This is a genomic window from Mucilaginibacter rivuli (assembly GCF_019391655.1).
Lineage (GTDB): Bacteria > Bacteroidota > Bacteroidia > Sphingobacteriales > Sphingobacteriaceae > Mucilaginibacter > Mucilaginibacter rivuli.
The window spans coordinates 1-14,785 of the sequence record NZ_JAHXPQ010000010.1 but is presented as its reverse complement, the minus strand read 5'-3'; the positions used below and the strand labels follow the sequence as shown (position 1 = coordinate 14,785).

Below are 14,785 nucleotides of genomic sequence, written 5' to 3'. Positions count from 1 at the left end.
GTCTAGGCCGACATCACTTCCACCTTCAGGGGGTTAGGAGGTCACCTTATCGGATCATGCACCGTAACCAATTTCGTACCATCCGGAAATGTGGCTTCTATCTGTATCTCGTGTATCATTTCGGGGATGCCTTCCATTACGTCATCGCGGGTGAGGATGGTGGCGCCGTATTGCATCAGGTCGGCAACGGAACGGCCATCACGGGCAGCTTCCTGCAGGTGACTGCTAATCAATGCTATCGCTTCCGGATAGTTTAATTTCAATCCCCGTGCTTTACGCTTTTCGGCCAGTTCTCCCGCAAGGAACAATAATAACTTTTCTGATTCTCTGGGTGTTAAATGCATCTGTTTAAATAAAGCTCAATATATTAAAAATCATTTAATTAAGCCTACAGCGAGGCATTTTTTACTTTGATAATTTGCGCCGCTATGCTCACCGCTATCTCTTCAGGTGTTTGGCTTTTGATTTGTATGCCGATGGGCGAGTGGATGCGTTTCAGTTTTGTTTCATCAATACCTATTTCGGCGTAATCGGTAAACATTTTTTTAATCTTTTTACGGCTACCCAATACGCCGAGGTACTTAAACTCTTTGTTAATTATCGCCCTTAATGCGATATCATCGGTACGATACCCCCATGTCATTAAAACAACATAATTACTTGTATTTGAATTAATTATATCATTCAACTCACTATAGTCATTAACTAAAGTTTTCTCGTTGGCGTATTCATTTTGCTGGAGGGTATTTAGTTCGGGCCTGTCCTCATACACATGAACATAAAACCCCAGCACACTCATCATCCGCGAAAGTTCCAACGCACAATGTCCGCCGCCGATGATGTGGATATGATTGCGGTAGCCCGTTACTTCATGATAAAACCAATCCGTTTCTGACTTTATCTGAAACACATCATCGCGACCATTCAGTTCATCATCAAAAGCTAAACCATTTGGCGAGAGCATTAACAAACCGTTATTATTTAGTTCGAGGCTGGCTGTAATATTATCTATTGTTTTTAAATTTTCCTGTTTAACCCGGTAGAGCATTATCGTCTGTTCACCCGAGCATATCATGCCGCTTTGGTTTTTAGCGGCTTGTTTGTCATGTATTTGCTGCTTAACGCTGATGGTTGGCTCGTTGTGTTGCAGCTTTTCTTTGGCCATTTCCACAAACTTGTGTTCCATAATGCCACCGCCTATTGAGCCTTCCATTACGCCATCGCGGGTAACAGCCATAAAAAAACGTTTGCGGCCAGGGCTGCTGCCTTTGCTTTCCAACACATACAACAGCATTATGGGCGTACTTTGCCTTAAACTATTGGCTATTAACTTCCAGACTGCTTGTTGTTTCTTCATTCTTTTCCTGGTCGGGTTGCAGTGGTTTGGAATATAGGGCCATCAAAGTTTTCTCGGGTGTCATCGGTGCAGAGAAAGGTACCTGAGCTTTCGGATTAAACGTCTTTATCGCGTTACGCAAAGCGAAGAAGGCGCCTATCCCGTACATCAACGGGGGCTCGCCAACCGCTTTTGAGCGGAAGATGGCCAGGTTATCCTTGCTGTTATCTAAAAAGTCGATATCCAATACTTTGGGTACCGAATAAATATCAGGCACTTTGTAAGTTGATAACGCGTTCGAGCGTAGTTTGCCGTCCTTATCGTAAATCAGTTCCTCAATGGTCATCCAACCGAGGCCCTGCACAATGCCGCCTTCAATTTGTCCGCGGTCTATCATCGGGTTCATGCTTTGGCCAAAATCGTGTACTACTTTAACCGCATCAATGGTATACGTCCCGCGAAGGCAATCAATTGTTACTTCGGTTATGGCCGTGCCGTAAACGTGATAGGCAAAGGGGTGGCCTTTTTCTTTCAGCTTATCATAATGGATAATTGGCGTGGCATAATGCGCATGTTCTGACAAGTTAACACGTTTAAAGAAAGCCATCATCACCAATCGTTTCCAATCAATTTCGGTATTCTTGCCATTGGCGCAAACAAACTCATCTTTCAAACTCAGCGTGCTTACATCTACATGCAATTCTTCGGCAGCTACGGCTAAAAGCCTTTCGGCGATGGCGGTACAGGCTAAATATGTTGCTTTACCATTCAAGTCGGCGGTGGCGCTTGCCGCGGATGGCGATGTATTGGCCACACGGTCGGTGCTGGTGCTTTTTAGTTTTACCTTGTCGGGACTAATGGCAAACACATGCGATGCTACTTGTATCATTTTGGTATTCACGCCCTGGCCCATTTCCACCGCGCCGGTGCTCACGCTCACGCTACCATCAGTGTACACATGCACCAAAGCACGTGCCTGGTTCATCATGGTGTTGGTGAACGAGATACCGAAGCATATCGGCATAAACGAAATGCCCTTTTTGTAAAGTACATTGGTTTTGTTGAACCAATCCGTCTCTTTTATTACCGATTCAATATTGTAAATATCTTCCGCCTTTTCCCAGCAGGCATGTGATTCACTTTCAGCCTTTTGGCCGTAAGCAAACTCATCGCCTGTTTTGTTGAGGTTTGCTTTCTGAATAACGGTCGCATTTACGCCCAAATTCTCCGCAGCTTTATTGATAGCTGCCTCAATAACGAACATGCCCTGCGGACCGCCAAAGCCACGGAAAGCGGTGTTAGGTGGTAAATGCGTACGGCAGCTGTAGGCTACGGCTTTAACATTCGGAATAAAATAGCTGTTGGTGCAATGGAACAGTGTACGCTCTAATACAGCCGGCGAAAGATCGGCGGCGGCACCGGCGTTTTGGTAAAAGGTAACATCGTAGGCCAGTATCTTATAGTTCTTATCCAAACCAATTTTAAAGTCGGACGAATAGGGGTGGCGCTTGCCCGTCATACGCATATCTTCCATGCGGTCGAGCGAGTATTTTACCGGTTTTTTTAGCGTATGAGCGGCTAATGCGCATAAAGCTGCCCAGGCATTGGCCTGATCTTCTTTACCTCCAAAACCGCCGCCAAGGCGTATCACATCTACCTCGACCTGGTGCATGGGCAAACCGGTTACTTTGCATGATGCCGCCTGCGTAGCGCGCGGACTTTGCGTACTCGAATACAGTTTTATTGCATCATTCTCCTGCGGAATGGCGTAAGCTCCCTGCGTTTCGATGTATAAATGCTCCTGACCATTCGTATCAGCCTGCCCCTCAAAAATATACTCACACTGCTGCCATGCGGCATCAATATCGCCCAAACGGTGCGTACGCGGCGGAACGATGAGTTGTCCTAATGCCTGTGCCTCGCGCGGATCAGTGATGACAGGAAGTGGCTCAATATCGGCTTTAATGAGTTTAGCCGCGTGGCGTGCCGCTTCATCAGTTTCGGCAACTACGAAGGCTACGGGCATGCCGCAAAAATCTACGTGGTGCTCGGCCAAAAGCGGTTCATCTGGCACAATGCCACCTATCTGGTTTTCGCCGGTAATGTCTTTGTGGGTGTAAATTTGCACAACGCCCTCAACTTTTAGAGCTTCGGCTAAATCGATGCCTTTAAGTTTGCCATGTGCAATAGGCGAACCATAAACGCAGCCAAACAAGGTGCCTTGTATCAAAGGAATGTCGTCGAGGTAAATCGACTCGCCACGCGTATGGGTTTTGGAATCTATATTCTTCATACGGCGAGGGTTAACAGTTTATCAATTTGCAGCGCGGGGAACAGTTTAATAAAGTGCGCCTTTATCAACTGGCCCAACAACAGACGTTTATAATCGTCGGTGCCGCGGGCATCACTAATGGGGCTGACTTCGGTTTGGGCTATCTCTATGGCTTCTAATACCAAATCTTCAGTCAATGTTTTTCCAGTAAAGAAAGCCGAGGCCTTCGTTAAATACAAAGGCGTTGGCCCAACGCCGCCTGCGGAAATAGATGCTACAGTTATGGTATCGCCGTTCATCACCAATTCGATGGCGCTATTTACGCTGGCAATATCTAAGTGGGTACGCTTGCTTACCTTTTCAAAATTGAAAAGCGTATTGGCATCCGGCAAACGGAAGCTGAATTTGCTGATATATTCCTGGGGTTGCTTATCCAAAGTTTTATAGCCTTTATAAAATTGCCTTAACGGGATATTGCGGGTACTTGTACCATCTCTCATTTCCAGTTGCGCATCCAAGGCCAAAAAGAAAATGGAGAAATCGCCAATGGGCGAGGCGTTTACAAAGTTGCCCGCGAAGGTGGCTATGTTACGGATGGGCGTTGATGATACCAACTCAACATATTGCTGTACATTCGCAAAAGCCTTTTGTATAATGGGCGAGCTGGCAAATTGTGTTACCGTAGTCGCGCCGCCAATGGTGCAAGTATCGCTGTTAAGGCTAACGCCTTTTAATTCCTGTTTTGGTGCGAGGAAATCAATATCGGCATAAACCATAGCTTCATGCTGTTGCACGTACAGATCGGTACCGCCGCCAACAAAACGGGCCGCGGGTTTTGGTTGCGTTCCGTTTGCACTGGCTTGTAACAGTTTTAACCTTTCGGGAATGCTTATAAAATAAGATGGGAGGATAGCCTTTTCGGTGACGAAGGTGGTGGCATCCTGCCCGGGTTTATCGGCCAAAAGTACATTCAGTTTATCCAAAGCACGCTCTATCGATTTATATCCCGTACAACGGCAAATATTGCCATCCACCGCGGCAACGGCGTTTTGTTGTGTCGGTTCCGCATCGCTTAAACAATAACCAGCCATCGATACAATAAAACCCGGTGTGCAGAAGCCGCATTGGGTGCCGCCGGTATCGCACATGGCCTGCTGGATAGGGTTGAGGGCTTCCATATTTACGCCCTCAACGGTCACCACGTGTTTGTTATGAATATTACCCAGCGGGGTTAAGCAGGACGTAGCGGATTGGTATTTTACCTGCCCGTCTTTCAATTCGCCAAGCAAAACGGTGCATGCCCCACAATCACCCTCGCGGCAACCAATCTTGGTTCCTTTCAGGTTTTGCTGATACCTGATAAAATCAAGCAGGAGCATACCCTGTGGTAGTACGGTTGTAATTTCTTTATTATTTAGAATAAATTTAGTCAAAATTGCGTTTTATTGATATACAAACGATAAAGTTAGCAGAAATGATGAGGATTTGCAATAAAATTTGTGAAGATTATTGTGTATTAAAGCTATTGAGATTGCAGATAAGTTTTAAAATCTCTCATAAAGTCTTCAAAGAAAATCCCTTGAATCCCGTCATTTCCGGTTAGAACATGATAAACTCTTTCCGACAGCGCTTTTATATCTTTAATTGAAAACTCTCTGTGATTTAAGATTTGATTTTTTGAATCCTCTTTAAGCATTGTCTTGATAGTTTCAGACCAGTAACTTGAAAAACCTGTCCCATGAATTATATGATGTCTGAACAAATTCAAATCTTCAATTTCAGCTTCAATGATTTGCCATCTAAGATAAAAGTTATCACCAAGATACTCTTTAATAAATCTATTAATGTGTTTTAGCTTAATTTTTAGAGGATTAGAAAATGATTCAACTAAGAAAACATTATTAGTTCTTTTGCTGTCAATCATTGAGTCATATATCGTTAAATACACTTCAACTTCTGCAAATGCGGTGATAAATTGGCCGATAGCTTCTCTAAATTTTCTTTGATTCTCTAATATATTGATTGGACTCATCGTAATTATTTTTCATTTAAAGATTGAATGTAATAACTATTAGTTGGATGCCCGCTATGCCCGCGAGGGCTTTGTTCTTTGGCTTGACCCAAAGAACCAAAAGTCAAGACAGTAAAGAGGTTTCTTTTCGCACAGGCCGTGCCGCACAAGCGGGCAAAATCTGGGCTGCAACCTTTCGCCCTGCTTCGCTCGCTCGGGGCCTTACTTCTGCAAAAATTGCTATGCCCTGCAACCGCACAGGCCACCATTGTTTTGCCCGCTTTTGGCCGAAACTTATTTACTGTCGAAAAAAAGAATTAAGGGACAAGCATAGGAATCAAGATTATTAAAAAAGGAGCGCGGGGCTGTCGCAACGGAGCGGGCCGGGCGTATGGCGGGAATGACGGTTTAGCTGTACTGAGTGGAGCAAAGCGTAACGGTGCGGCGTTAAGAACCGGCAGGGAGCGCAGGGTAGCAGTGTTGCGACTTGATTTTTGGTTACTTTTCATCAAGGAAAAGTAACTAAGCTCCTCCGGCTATGAGGAGTATGCGACAGACTTCACAGACCAAGTTAGATTTGAAAACTTTTAAAAAGTTGCCAAACTTTTCAGGGATGATACTAATACTCCCTCACCAACAAAGCATCAGCAAACTCCTTCAAAATGCTTTTACGTTCTTCGGGCAGGTTGATCTGTTCAAAGTTGCTCATCGCCATCTCGGCATAGCGATTCATTTCGGCTTCGGCTTGTTCGCGGATGGAGAGTTGATTGTAGATGGCCTTTACAGCGGTTACCTTTTCAATAGGGTCGTATTCAGTAACACTGAGCCAATGGTTTAATTCTTTTAATGTATCGCCGGTAGCAGTTTCCAGCGCTTTAATCAGGAGGTAGGTTTTTTTGTTCGACAGAATATCGCCGCCAACCTGCTTGCCAAATTTCTCCGGGTCGCCGTAAACGTCGAGAATATCATCCTGTAACTGGAAGGCAATACCTAATTGTTCGCCAAAACTGTATAGGAGGGAAGCATCGGTGGTATTGGCGCCGCCTATAATTGAGCCTATTTTAAGTGTACCACCTAACAGAACAGCAGTTTTCAGGCGTATCATATTGATGTATTCATCAACAGCTACCTTATCCCGCGTTTCAAAGTTCATATCAATCTGCTGGCCTTCGCAAACACCTACGGCTGTTTCATTGAAGACATCCAATACAGGACGTAGTATAGCGTTATCCACCTGCATAATGAGCTTATTGGCTTCCACCATCATCACATCCCCGGCAAGGATAGCTATATTCGGGTTCCACTTTTCGTGAACGGTTTGCTTACCGCGACGTAATGGGGCCTTATCCATAATATCATCATGCATCAGCGTGAAATTATGGAACACCTCGATAGCTAATGCAGGCTGAATAGCCTGTATCACATCACCACCAAACAAATCACAAGCCATTAGGAGCAGACAGGGCCGCAGGCGCTTACCACCTAACGACATGATGTATTCTATCGGCTCATAAAGTTCAACCGGCGCTTCACCGTATTTTTTTACAGCGAGGGCGCCGGTAATTAGTTCTTGTAGTTCGGGGATAGTATGCATAGTATTCAATGGCACAAAGTTATTAATCTTGCACCAAAGTAAAATCTATTTGTTTTTTAGTAAGATCTACGGTCTTCACCTTTATTTTCACTTCATCGCCCAACTGATATATCTTCTTTTTACGCTGGCCGATGATACAGTAGTTCTTCTCATCCAAAGTATAAAAGTCATCCGAAATATCGCGCAGGCGTATCATGCCCTCGCATTTGTTCTCGATGATCTCTACATACATACCCCATTCGGTAACACCAGAAATGATACCCGCGAAAACATTACCAACCTGCTCTTTCAGGTATTCGGCCTGCTTGTATTTGATAGAGGCACGTTCTGCATCTGCTGCTTTCTTCTCCATTTGCGAACTATGCACGCACATTACCTCGTAATGCTCGGCATTGGCCGACTGCCCATGGTGCAAATAATGCTGCAATAAGCGATGCGACATCACATCAGGGTACCTGCGGATAGGCGAGGTAAAGTGCGTATAAAAATCGAACGCTAAACCGTAGTGACTGGTCTTTTTAGTGGTATAGATAGCCTTTGCCATAGAGCGTATAGCCAGGCTGGTTAACACATTCTGCTCCTTTTTTCCTTCCACATCTTCCATCAAATGGTTGAGCGATTTAGCGGTTTCCTTATCCGATTTGGTGTTTATCTTATAACCAAACCTTGCAGCAAACTGCGCGAAATTAGCCAACGACTCGGTTTTTGGTGAATCGTGCGAGCGGTATACAAAAGTGTATTTGTTTTTGCCTTTGCCCAGGTTGGCTACATACTCGGCTACCTTGCGGTTGGCCAGCAACATATAATCCTCAATCAGCTTGTGAGCATCTTTACGCTCTTTAACATAAACACCGATAGGCTTACCGGTTTCGTCCAGCTTAAATTTAACCTCGGTAGTTTCAAAGCTGATGGCGCCGTTCTTAAATTTACGGCCGCGCAGTTTGTAAGCAAGTTTATTAAGCAGCAAAATTTCTTTTACATATTCGCCTGCTTCATTCTCAATAATGGTTTGCACGTCCTCGTAAGCAAAACGCTTATTACTATGGATGATGGTTTTACCAAACCACGAATCTACAACATTGGCATCTTCATCCAGCTCAAACACAGCCGAAAAGCATAGCTTATCCTCGTTAGGGCGCAATGAGCATAAACCGTTTGATAACCTTTCGGGAAGCATCGGGATAACCCTGTCTACCAAATAAACAGATGTGCCACGCTCAAACGCCTCTTTATCTAAAGCCGAATCTGGAATGATATAGTGTGATACATCGGCAATGTGTACGCCTACTTCGTAATTGCCGTTATCCATGTATTTAAAGGATATGGCATCATCAAAATCTTTGGCATCAAAAGGGTCGATGGTGAAGGTAAGCACATCCCTGAAATCGCGGCGTTTGGCAATTTCTTCGTTACTTATCACATCCGGTATCATTTCCGACTCATGTTCAACTTCGGCAGGGAAGGAGAGCGGGAAACCGTACTCAGCCAATATGGCGTTCATTTCGGTATCGTTCTCACCCTGCTTACCTAATACAGCTTTTATCCGGCCAACGGGGTTCTTCGCTTCGGGCGGCCAGTCGGTTATCATAGCAACTGCTTTTTCGCCGTTTTTAGCGCCGTTTAGCTCATTTAAGGGGATGAAGATATCGTGCAGCATCTTCCTGTCATCAGGCACAAAAAACGCGAAGCGTTCTGATAGTTTAAGGATGCCCGTAAACTCCATTTTGGCGCGCTGCAATATCTCTATCACTTCGCCCTCTTTGCGTTTGCCCTTGCTTTTACCATAAACGTAAACCTTTACACGGTCGCCGTTAAGCGCATTGCGCAACTTGCGGGGGGCAACAAAAATATCGTTCTCATCCTCATCATCGGTCACAATAAATGCCGAGCCATCATTAGTAAGGTCAACTTTACCTTCAACAAAGGTTTTAAGCTGGTGTAACTGGAATTTACCCGGCGTTATCTCCTTCAGCGTTTGGCTAAAGGCCTGGTCTTTTAATATCTCGAGTATTACTTGTTTTGATTGCGGATCGAGTATGTTGAGTTTTGCAGCTACCTGCTTGTAATTTAGTGGTTGGTTGCCATTGGATTCGAACACGTTGAGTACCAGTTGGGTAAACACCTGTTTAATGCCATGGTCTTTATCTTTTTTAGACATATTAATTATTTGTTTCTAAGATACGGTATTTACTGCACCTTGTATTTTTTTGTAATGTTATTTATGGATAAGGCGTCATTTTACCACAACTGCACGCGCAGTTATCATCGGTAATGCCTAACTTTTTCAAAAAGTATTGATAATAGCCAATACGATCGTTCATACTGCCCGCATCGGGGCCTGTGTCGCCCTTATTGCATTCTACGGCACCGTTAACAATAACGGTAGTCATGCCAAAGCCGGCTGTGCGGCCCTTGGCTGCATCATCGGCATTGGGTTTCCAGTTGCCTGCCATCACATCATGTGCCGATGGTTTGGTGGTGATGGGCGTCATCCAGAAGTATATAGCGGTCTTAAAAGCCACTGCCGCATCACTGGTAACCAGGTCCGGATTTTTTAACAGGATATTCTTATCACCAAAAATGAACGACGAGGCATAGCCGTAATTACCATTAAAGCTCAATTGCAACGGCCCGCGACCATAGTACAACTTGCCTTTTGCTGCCGGGTAATCATCACTATCCGAAATATATTGTAACGTGGTGTTTAACTCATGCGTGTACATTAATCCATCGTTATACTTACCATTCATGCCGTGGCGGGTTTCGTGGGCAATGTGCGCGAAAAAGGCTGCTAATTCTTTTTTATTGGTAGCATTATCCTTTTCGGTGCAAAAATCACCAAAATCAATATTCGCTACAGCATAAGGCATTTTAATGGCCCATAGCTCGTTCCAATCTTCATCCTGGCGTATAACAATGGCTTTGCCGCTCAATTTATTAATTCGGGTTATTTTGTAGATGGATACGGAGCGCTTCTCCACCTTAATTTTGATGCGGCTTAAATCGTTTATCGCTTTCATAAAGGCAGAGTAGGTGTAAAACTTATCCCGCAAAGGGAAAAAGTCGTTAAAATCCTTCTCCGTAAAAAAGGAGGCAATATTAACTTTTGCAGGAGGCGTGTTAGTTGCTGAGCCGCATTTAAAACTGAACAAAGTGAGCGTTAGCGCAACTATGCAAAGTATGCGTGTATAGTTAATGGTATTTTTCATTTTTCAATTACCAGGCAAAATTAGTTATTTTTAAACCTGTAAAGGCGCAATATGTTTGTTTTGGCCCTCATCGGCAAAAAAATTATCAACACATGATAAAAATGCAGGTAAATCGTATTTATTTGTACAAGGATGAAAATTTACACTAAAACAGGAGATAAGGGCTTAACATCGCTTATAGGTGGTACACGTGTGCCCAAGCATCACCTGCGTATTGAAAGCTACGGCACGGTTGACGAGTTGAACTCGTACATCGGCCTCATTCGCGACCAGGACATTGCAGCAAGGCATAAGGAGGTGTTGAAAGAAATACAGGACCGCTTGTTTACCATCGGCGCAAGCCTGGCATCTGATCCGGAAACATCCAGAATGAAAATACCCGACCTGCACAATACAGATATTGAATTACTGGAAAAGCAGATAGACCTGATGGATGGCGAATTACCTGCTTTGCGTCATTTTATATTGCCGGGTGGTAGTAATGCGGTATCTTTTTGCCATATTGCCCGTTGTATATGCCGCCGCGCCGAACGCTTAAGTGTGCATTTAAGTGAAGACAGTTTTGTTGATGATAAGGTTATTATTTACCTGAACCGGCTTAGCGATTATTTATTTACGCTTGCGCGGAAGGTTGGAAATGAGCAGCAAATAACTGAAAATCAATGGATACCGAGGGTTTAAAAAACCTTGAAAAATAATTTGATAATCAGATCAAAAATATTATACTTTTGCAAAAACACACATTAACAGAAATTTAGAAAAAAACATATGTATTGGACTCTCGAACTAGCATCGCACTTAGAAGATGCACCATGGCCTGCAACTAAAGACGAATTAATTGATTACGCTATCCGCTCGGGAGCACCTGTTGAGGTTATAGAAAACCTGCAGGCGCTGGAAGATGACGGCGAACCGTATGAAAATATAGAAGAAATATGGCCTGATTACCCTACAAAAGACGACTTCTTTTTTAACGAGGACGAATATTAGGATAATTTACAAAAAACTTGTTTTGGCCCTTTAATGTGGCACTAAAGCTTATTTTTAAGCCTTCCGATGATAAACCGGGAGGCTTTTTTTGTATTGTTGGCACTGCATGGAATGGTTTTGGTTATTGATTTCTCAAAAAATCACTAAAACTAAAAACATACTATTATGAGAGGCTTATTGTACATCATCGCTGTTATTCTTATCATTGGCTGGGCATTGGGGGCCTTTGTTTATTCGGCCGGTAGCCTGATCCACGTATTATTGGTTATCGCTATTATCGCTTTATTATTAGGCGTTATACGCAGGGCCTGATCAAACATTACACATTATTAAAAGCCGCTTAACAAGCGGCTTTTTTGTTTTCATATATTTGAAATATGAAATCCATCTGTGTATTCTGCGGCGCCAACTTTAATGGCGACCCAAACCTTAAACAAGCTGTTGACCTTTTAGCCGAAGTAATGGTAAGCCGCGATATCGCCCTGGTATTTGGTGGCGGTAAAGTTGGTGTTATGGGCTTAATGGCCGATGCTGTTTTGGCTCGCGGCGGTAAAGCCATTGGCGTTATCCCCGGTTTTTTGATGGATAAAGAAGTTGGCCATACAAGTTTAACCGAAATGCACATTGTTGATAATATGCACCAGCGCAAGCAAATGATGAACGACCTTTGCGAGGGGATTATTACCCTGCCCGGTGGCTTTGGTACGCTTGAAGAGTTTTTTGAAGTGCTCACCTGGCTGCAACTTGGCCTGCATAACAAACCTATAGGCGTGTTAAACGTAAACGGCTTTTACGATTTCCTGCTCAAACAAATGGATGTAATGGTTGAGCAGCGTTTCCTCAAACCCACCAATCGCGACCTTGTGCTCACCTCTGCCGACCCGGTTGAACTGGTAAGCCTAATGGCTGCTTTTGATGCCAAACCCGACGATGTTTGGTTTAAAGACCGTAACCTTACTTAATGCCAGCCGTTATGGTTTGATAATCCCAATAAAGCACATCCTACAATAACAATTAAGTAATTCACCCTGCTTAGCTTTTTCATGGTTTTATAATTTAGTTAAGGCTAAGGTATCGGGCCTTTATGAAATTATGATGAAGCAAAATTGCATTATCACAATAAGATGTGATATTTGCGCTATTGATGGTAAACTTTGTACTCATAGCCGTTTGTATGCTCGCCGGGATGCTTTTTCGCCGTGCTAAAACCTTACCTGCCGATGCGCATAAAGGCATTAATGCCTGGATCATTTATATCGCATTACCGGCAGTATCATTTAAATACCTGCCGTACATCCATTTTACGCACGAGTTGTTCATACCCATATTATCGCCATTTATAGTTTGGTTTGGCGGCTGGTTAATGGTAAAGCTAATTGCCAATCGTCAAAAACTAACTAAACCTACGCAGGGTGGTTTAAGGCTTACATCGGGCTTAGCCAATACATCATTCGTTGGCTTCCCGCTCATCGCCGCTTACTTTGGCGAAAAATACATCAGCATAGCCATTATTTGCGATCAGGTTACTTTCTTTATCCTATCCACAATGGGGGTGGCAGTAGCCATTCACTCATCACAAAAGCAAGAACTCACTGCCGCCGTTATTTTAAAACGGGTATTAAAGTTCCCGCCATTTCTGGGATGTATGGGCGCACTCATCATTCCGCACTTTATCGATATCACACCCGCCAATCCGCTAATTGATAAACTTGCCGCAACGGTGGCGCCTTTGGCCTTGTTCTCCATCGGTCTGCAATTACATTTCGAGGGCTGGCGCGATGAATTAAAACTGGTGTCTCTTACCTTATTATACAAACTCATATTGGCACCGGCGCTGGTATTGGCCGTGTTTTTCTTATTAGGGTACCAGGGCATCATCGCCAAGATCAGTATTTTTGAGGCCGCCATGCCTACGCTGTTGACCGCCGGTGTAGTAGCAGATGATTATGGCCTTAACCCCAAACTATCCAATCTTATCATTGGTATCGGCATCATCCTGTCGCTTATCACTACGTCTTTTTGGTGGTTGATATTGAGATAATCCGGGAGTAAAGACATAAGCGAGCCTTTCCAATATCTTGGTATTTATTAGCTTTGTTTAGCCAACTAATAACCAATTTGCATGACTAAAAATACTACTCCCCAATTATTGTATTATATCCCGGCAATTATACTACTCATTGCATACCTGACATGCCTGGGCCTGCAAATATCTTTAGCCCAGGGCTGGTTGCTCATGTTAACCTTTATGTCATTAGCGCTGGCATTTCGTATACAGCCAAAGTTAAAAGGTTTCGCTTTTCCGCTCATCATATTCGGCGCGGTTAGTTTTGCCATGTATTACCCGCAGTATTTTGTGAGTGTCGGTAATTTTAAATTATCTAAACTCATTATACCGTTGCTGCAGGTTATTATGTTTGGTATGGGTAGCGAGTTGAGCCTAAAAGAATTATCAGCAATATTTAAAAGCCCTAAAAAGGTACTGGTTGGTGTAGTTTGCCATTATACCGTTATGCCCTTAATAGGTTTTACCCTGGTCAGTATATTTAATTTCCCGAAAGAAATTGCCGCCGGGATCATCCTTGTAGGTTGCTGCCCGAGTGGACTGGCATCAAATGTAATGTCATTTTTGGCGAGGGCTAACCTCGCGCTTTCTATCGCTGTCACTACTATTTCAACCTTGTTGGCGCCGGTGTTCACGCCGTTATTAATGCGCCTGCTCGCCGGGCGCCTGGTACCAGTTGATTTTAGTAAAATGGCCTGGGATACCGCTAACGTAGTGATATTCCCTATTTTAGCCGGATTGCTGTTCCACATGCTGTTACGCGGTAAAGTAAAATGGTTAGACAGGATCATGCCATCAATATCCATGATAGGCATAGCGCTCATTATTGTTGTTATTACTGCCGCCGGGCGCGATAGCCTGCTTAAAGTAGGCTTATTACTCATACTGGCTGTATTCATTCACAATACCCTCGGCTTTACGCTGGGTTACTGGTTTAGCCGTTTAATGCGCTTCCCCGAAGCGGATTGCCGTACCATATCATTAGAAGTAGGAATGCAAAACAGCGGACTGGCATCGGGCCTTGCATTATTGATGGGAGGGATGGCTACCATCGGCCTGGCACCGGCTGTATTTGGGCCGCTGATGAATATTACAGGTTCAACCTTATCTACCTGGTGGCACGGACGGGTGCCTGTAGATGAATATGCAAATGAGTAAATGTGCAGGTGTGTAAATGATAATCCAGCCCTATATATCCAATATGTCATTGCTGTAAAGGTTAGATAATTCGGTAACAGAATTAGCTTTATATAATTAAAGTTAAGAGTTATGCGAATAAATACGAATGACCTAACATTGAAGCGGAAT

General features: G+C 43.9%; 14 protein-coding genes. 6 read left to right on the top strand and 8 right to left on the bottom strand.

Annotation, left to right across the window (positions count from 1 at the left end):
- Positions 1-41: 41 nt before the first annotated feature.
- The 8 genes from ureA to KXQ82_RS19035 form a co-directional block, all read right to left on the bottom strand.
- Positions 42-344 carry an urease subunit gamma gene (gene ureA / locus KXQ82_RS19070; protein WP_219490270.1) on the bottom strand — a complete coding sequence of 101 codons (303 nt, stop codon included), beginning with the start codon at positions 342-344 and terminating at the stop codon, positions 42-44.
- Between the two features lie 44 nt (positions 345-388).
- Positions 389-1,357, bottom strand: coding sequence for an XdhC family protein (locus KXQ82_RS19065; protein ID WP_219490268.1), 969 nt, complete (start codon positions 1,355-1,357; stop codon positions 389-391).
- The gene (locus KXQ82_RS19060; protein WP_219490266.1) at positions 1,317-3,629 is read right to left on the bottom strand and encodes a xanthine dehydrogenase molybdopterin binding subunit; all 2,313 of its coding nucleotides are present in this window, start codon (positions 3,627-3,629) and stop codon (positions 1,317-1,319) included. Before KXQ82_RS19060 ends, KXQ82_RS19065 begins: the two co-directional genes overlap by 41 nt.
- Positions 3,626-5,041, bottom strand: a complete 1,416-nt coding sequence (locus KXQ82_RS19055) for an FAD binding domain-containing protein (RefSeq protein ID WP_219490264.1) — start codon at positions 5,039-5,041, stop codon at positions 3,626-3,628. The genes KXQ82_RS19060 and KXQ82_RS19055 overlap by 4 nt, the downstream gene beginning before the upstream one ends.
- Before the next feature lie 89 nt (positions 5,042-5,130).
- Positions 5,131-5,640, bottom strand: a complete 510-nt coding sequence (locus KXQ82_RS19050; protein ID WP_219490263.1) for a hypothetical protein — start codon at positions 5,638-5,640, stop codon at positions 5,131-5,133.
- Positions 5,641-6,238: 598 nt separating this feature from the next.
- Entirely contained in the window at positions 6,239-7,213 is a 975-nt protein-coding gene (locus KXQ82_RS19045; RefSeq protein WP_219490261.1) for a polyprenyl synthetase family protein, read from the bottom strand.
- A 22-nt stretch (positions 7,214-7,235) separates the two neighbouring features.
- Positions 7,236-9,371: a ribonuclease R gene (gene rnr / locus KXQ82_RS19040; RefSeq protein ID WP_219490260.1), complete on the bottom strand. Its 2,136-nt coding sequence runs from the start codon at positions 9,369-9,371 to the stop codon at positions 7,236-7,238.
- A 61-nt stretch (positions 9,372-9,432) separates the two neighbouring features.
- Entirely contained in the window at positions 9,433-10,422 is a 990-nt protein-coding gene (locus tag KXQ82_RS19035; RefSeq protein ID WP_219490258.1) for a chitinase, read from the bottom strand.
- 132 nt (positions 10,423-10,554) lie between these two features.
- Here KXQ82_RS19035 and KXQ82_RS19030 point away from each other — a divergent pair, with 132 nt between their 5' ends.
- From KXQ82_RS19030 to KXQ82_RS19005, 6 genes are all read left to right on the top strand, one after another.
- Complete coding sequence (locus tag KXQ82_RS19030) at positions 10,555-11,103, top strand: cob(I)yrinic acid a,c-diamide adenosyltransferase (RefSeq protein ID WP_219490255.1); 549 nt, start codon at positions 10,555-10,557, stop codon at positions 11,101-11,103.
- Positions 11,104-11,190: 87 nt separating this feature from the next.
- A complete protein-coding gene (locus KXQ82_RS19025; RefSeq protein ID WP_002996718.1) occupies positions 11,191-11,412 on the top strand; it encodes a DUF2795 domain-containing protein in 222 nt (73 codons plus the stop codon).
- Between the two features lie 165 nt (positions 11,413-11,577).
- Complete coding sequence (locus tag KXQ82_RS19020; protein ID WP_219490253.1) at positions 11,578-11,724, top strand: lmo0937 family membrane protein; 147 nt, start codon at positions 11,578-11,580, stop codon at positions 11,722-11,724.
- Positions 11,725-11,789: 65 nt separating this feature from the next.
- Complete coding sequence (locus KXQ82_RS19015) at positions 11,790-12,374, top strand: LOG family protein (RefSeq protein WP_219490251.1); 585 nt, start codon at positions 11,790-11,792, stop codon at positions 12,372-12,374.
- A gap of 164 nt (positions 12,375-12,538) precedes the next feature.
- Positions 12,539-13,453: an AEC family transporter gene (locus KXQ82_RS19010; protein ID WP_369412491.1), complete on the top strand. Its 915-nt coding sequence runs from the start codon at positions 12,539-12,541 to the stop codon at positions 13,451-13,453.
- Positions 13,454-13,534: 81 nt separating this feature from the next.
- Complete coding sequence (locus KXQ82_RS19005; protein WP_219490249.1) at positions 13,535-14,635, top strand: bile acid:sodium symporter family protein; 1,101 nt, start codon at positions 13,535-13,537, stop codon at positions 14,633-14,635.
- Positions 14,636-14,785 lie beyond the last annotated feature (150 nt).

Bases quoted from the DNA above. Each gene is read 5' to 3' on its own strand.
- KXQ82_RS19045 (WP_219490261.1), bottom strand. From the start codon at position 7,213: ATGCATACTATCCCCGAACTACAAGAACTAATTACCGGCGCCCTCGCT.
- KXQ82_RS19050 (WP_219490263.1), bottom strand. From the start codon at position 5,640: ATGAGTCCAATCAATATATTAGAGAATCAAAGAAAATTTAGAGAAGCT.
- KXQ82_RS19030 (WP_219490255.1), top strand. From the start codon at position 10,555: ATGAAAATTTACACTAAAACAGGAGATAAGGGCTTAACATCGCTTATA.
- KXQ82_RS19035 (WP_219490258.1), bottom strand. From the start codon at position 10,422: ATGAAAAATACCATTAACTATACACGCATACTTTGCATAGTTGCGCTA.
- KXQ82_RS19065 (WP_219490268.1), bottom strand. From the start codon at position 1,357: ATGAAGAAACAACAAGCAGTCTGGAAGTTAATAGCCAATAGTTTAAGG.
- KXQ82_RS19025 (WP_002996718.1), top strand. From the start codon at position 11,191: ATGTATTGGACTCTCGAACTAGCATCGCACTTAGAAGATGCACCATGG.
- rnr (WP_219490260.1), bottom strand. From the start codon at position 9,371: ATGTCTAAAAAAGATAAAGACCATGGCATTAAACAGGTGTTTACCCAA.
- KXQ82_RS19015 (WP_219490251.1), top strand. From the start codon at position 11,790: ATGAAATCCATCTGTGTATTCTGCGGCGCCAACTTTAATGGCGACCCA.
- ureA (WP_219490270.1), bottom strand. From the start codon at position 344: ATGCATTTAACACCCAGAGAATCAGAAAAGTTATTATTGTTCCTTGCG.
- KXQ82_RS19005 (WP_219490249.1), top strand. From the start codon at position 13,535: ATGACTAAAAATACTACTCCCCAATTATTGTATTATATCCCGGCAATT.
- KXQ82_RS19060 (WP_219490266.1), bottom strand. From the start codon at position 3,629: ATGAAGAATATAGATTCCAAAACCCATACGCGTGGCGAGTCGATTTAC.
- KXQ82_RS19020 (WP_219490253.1), top strand. From the start codon at position 11,578: ATGAGAGGCTTATTGTACATCATCGCTGTTATTCTTATCATTGGCTGG.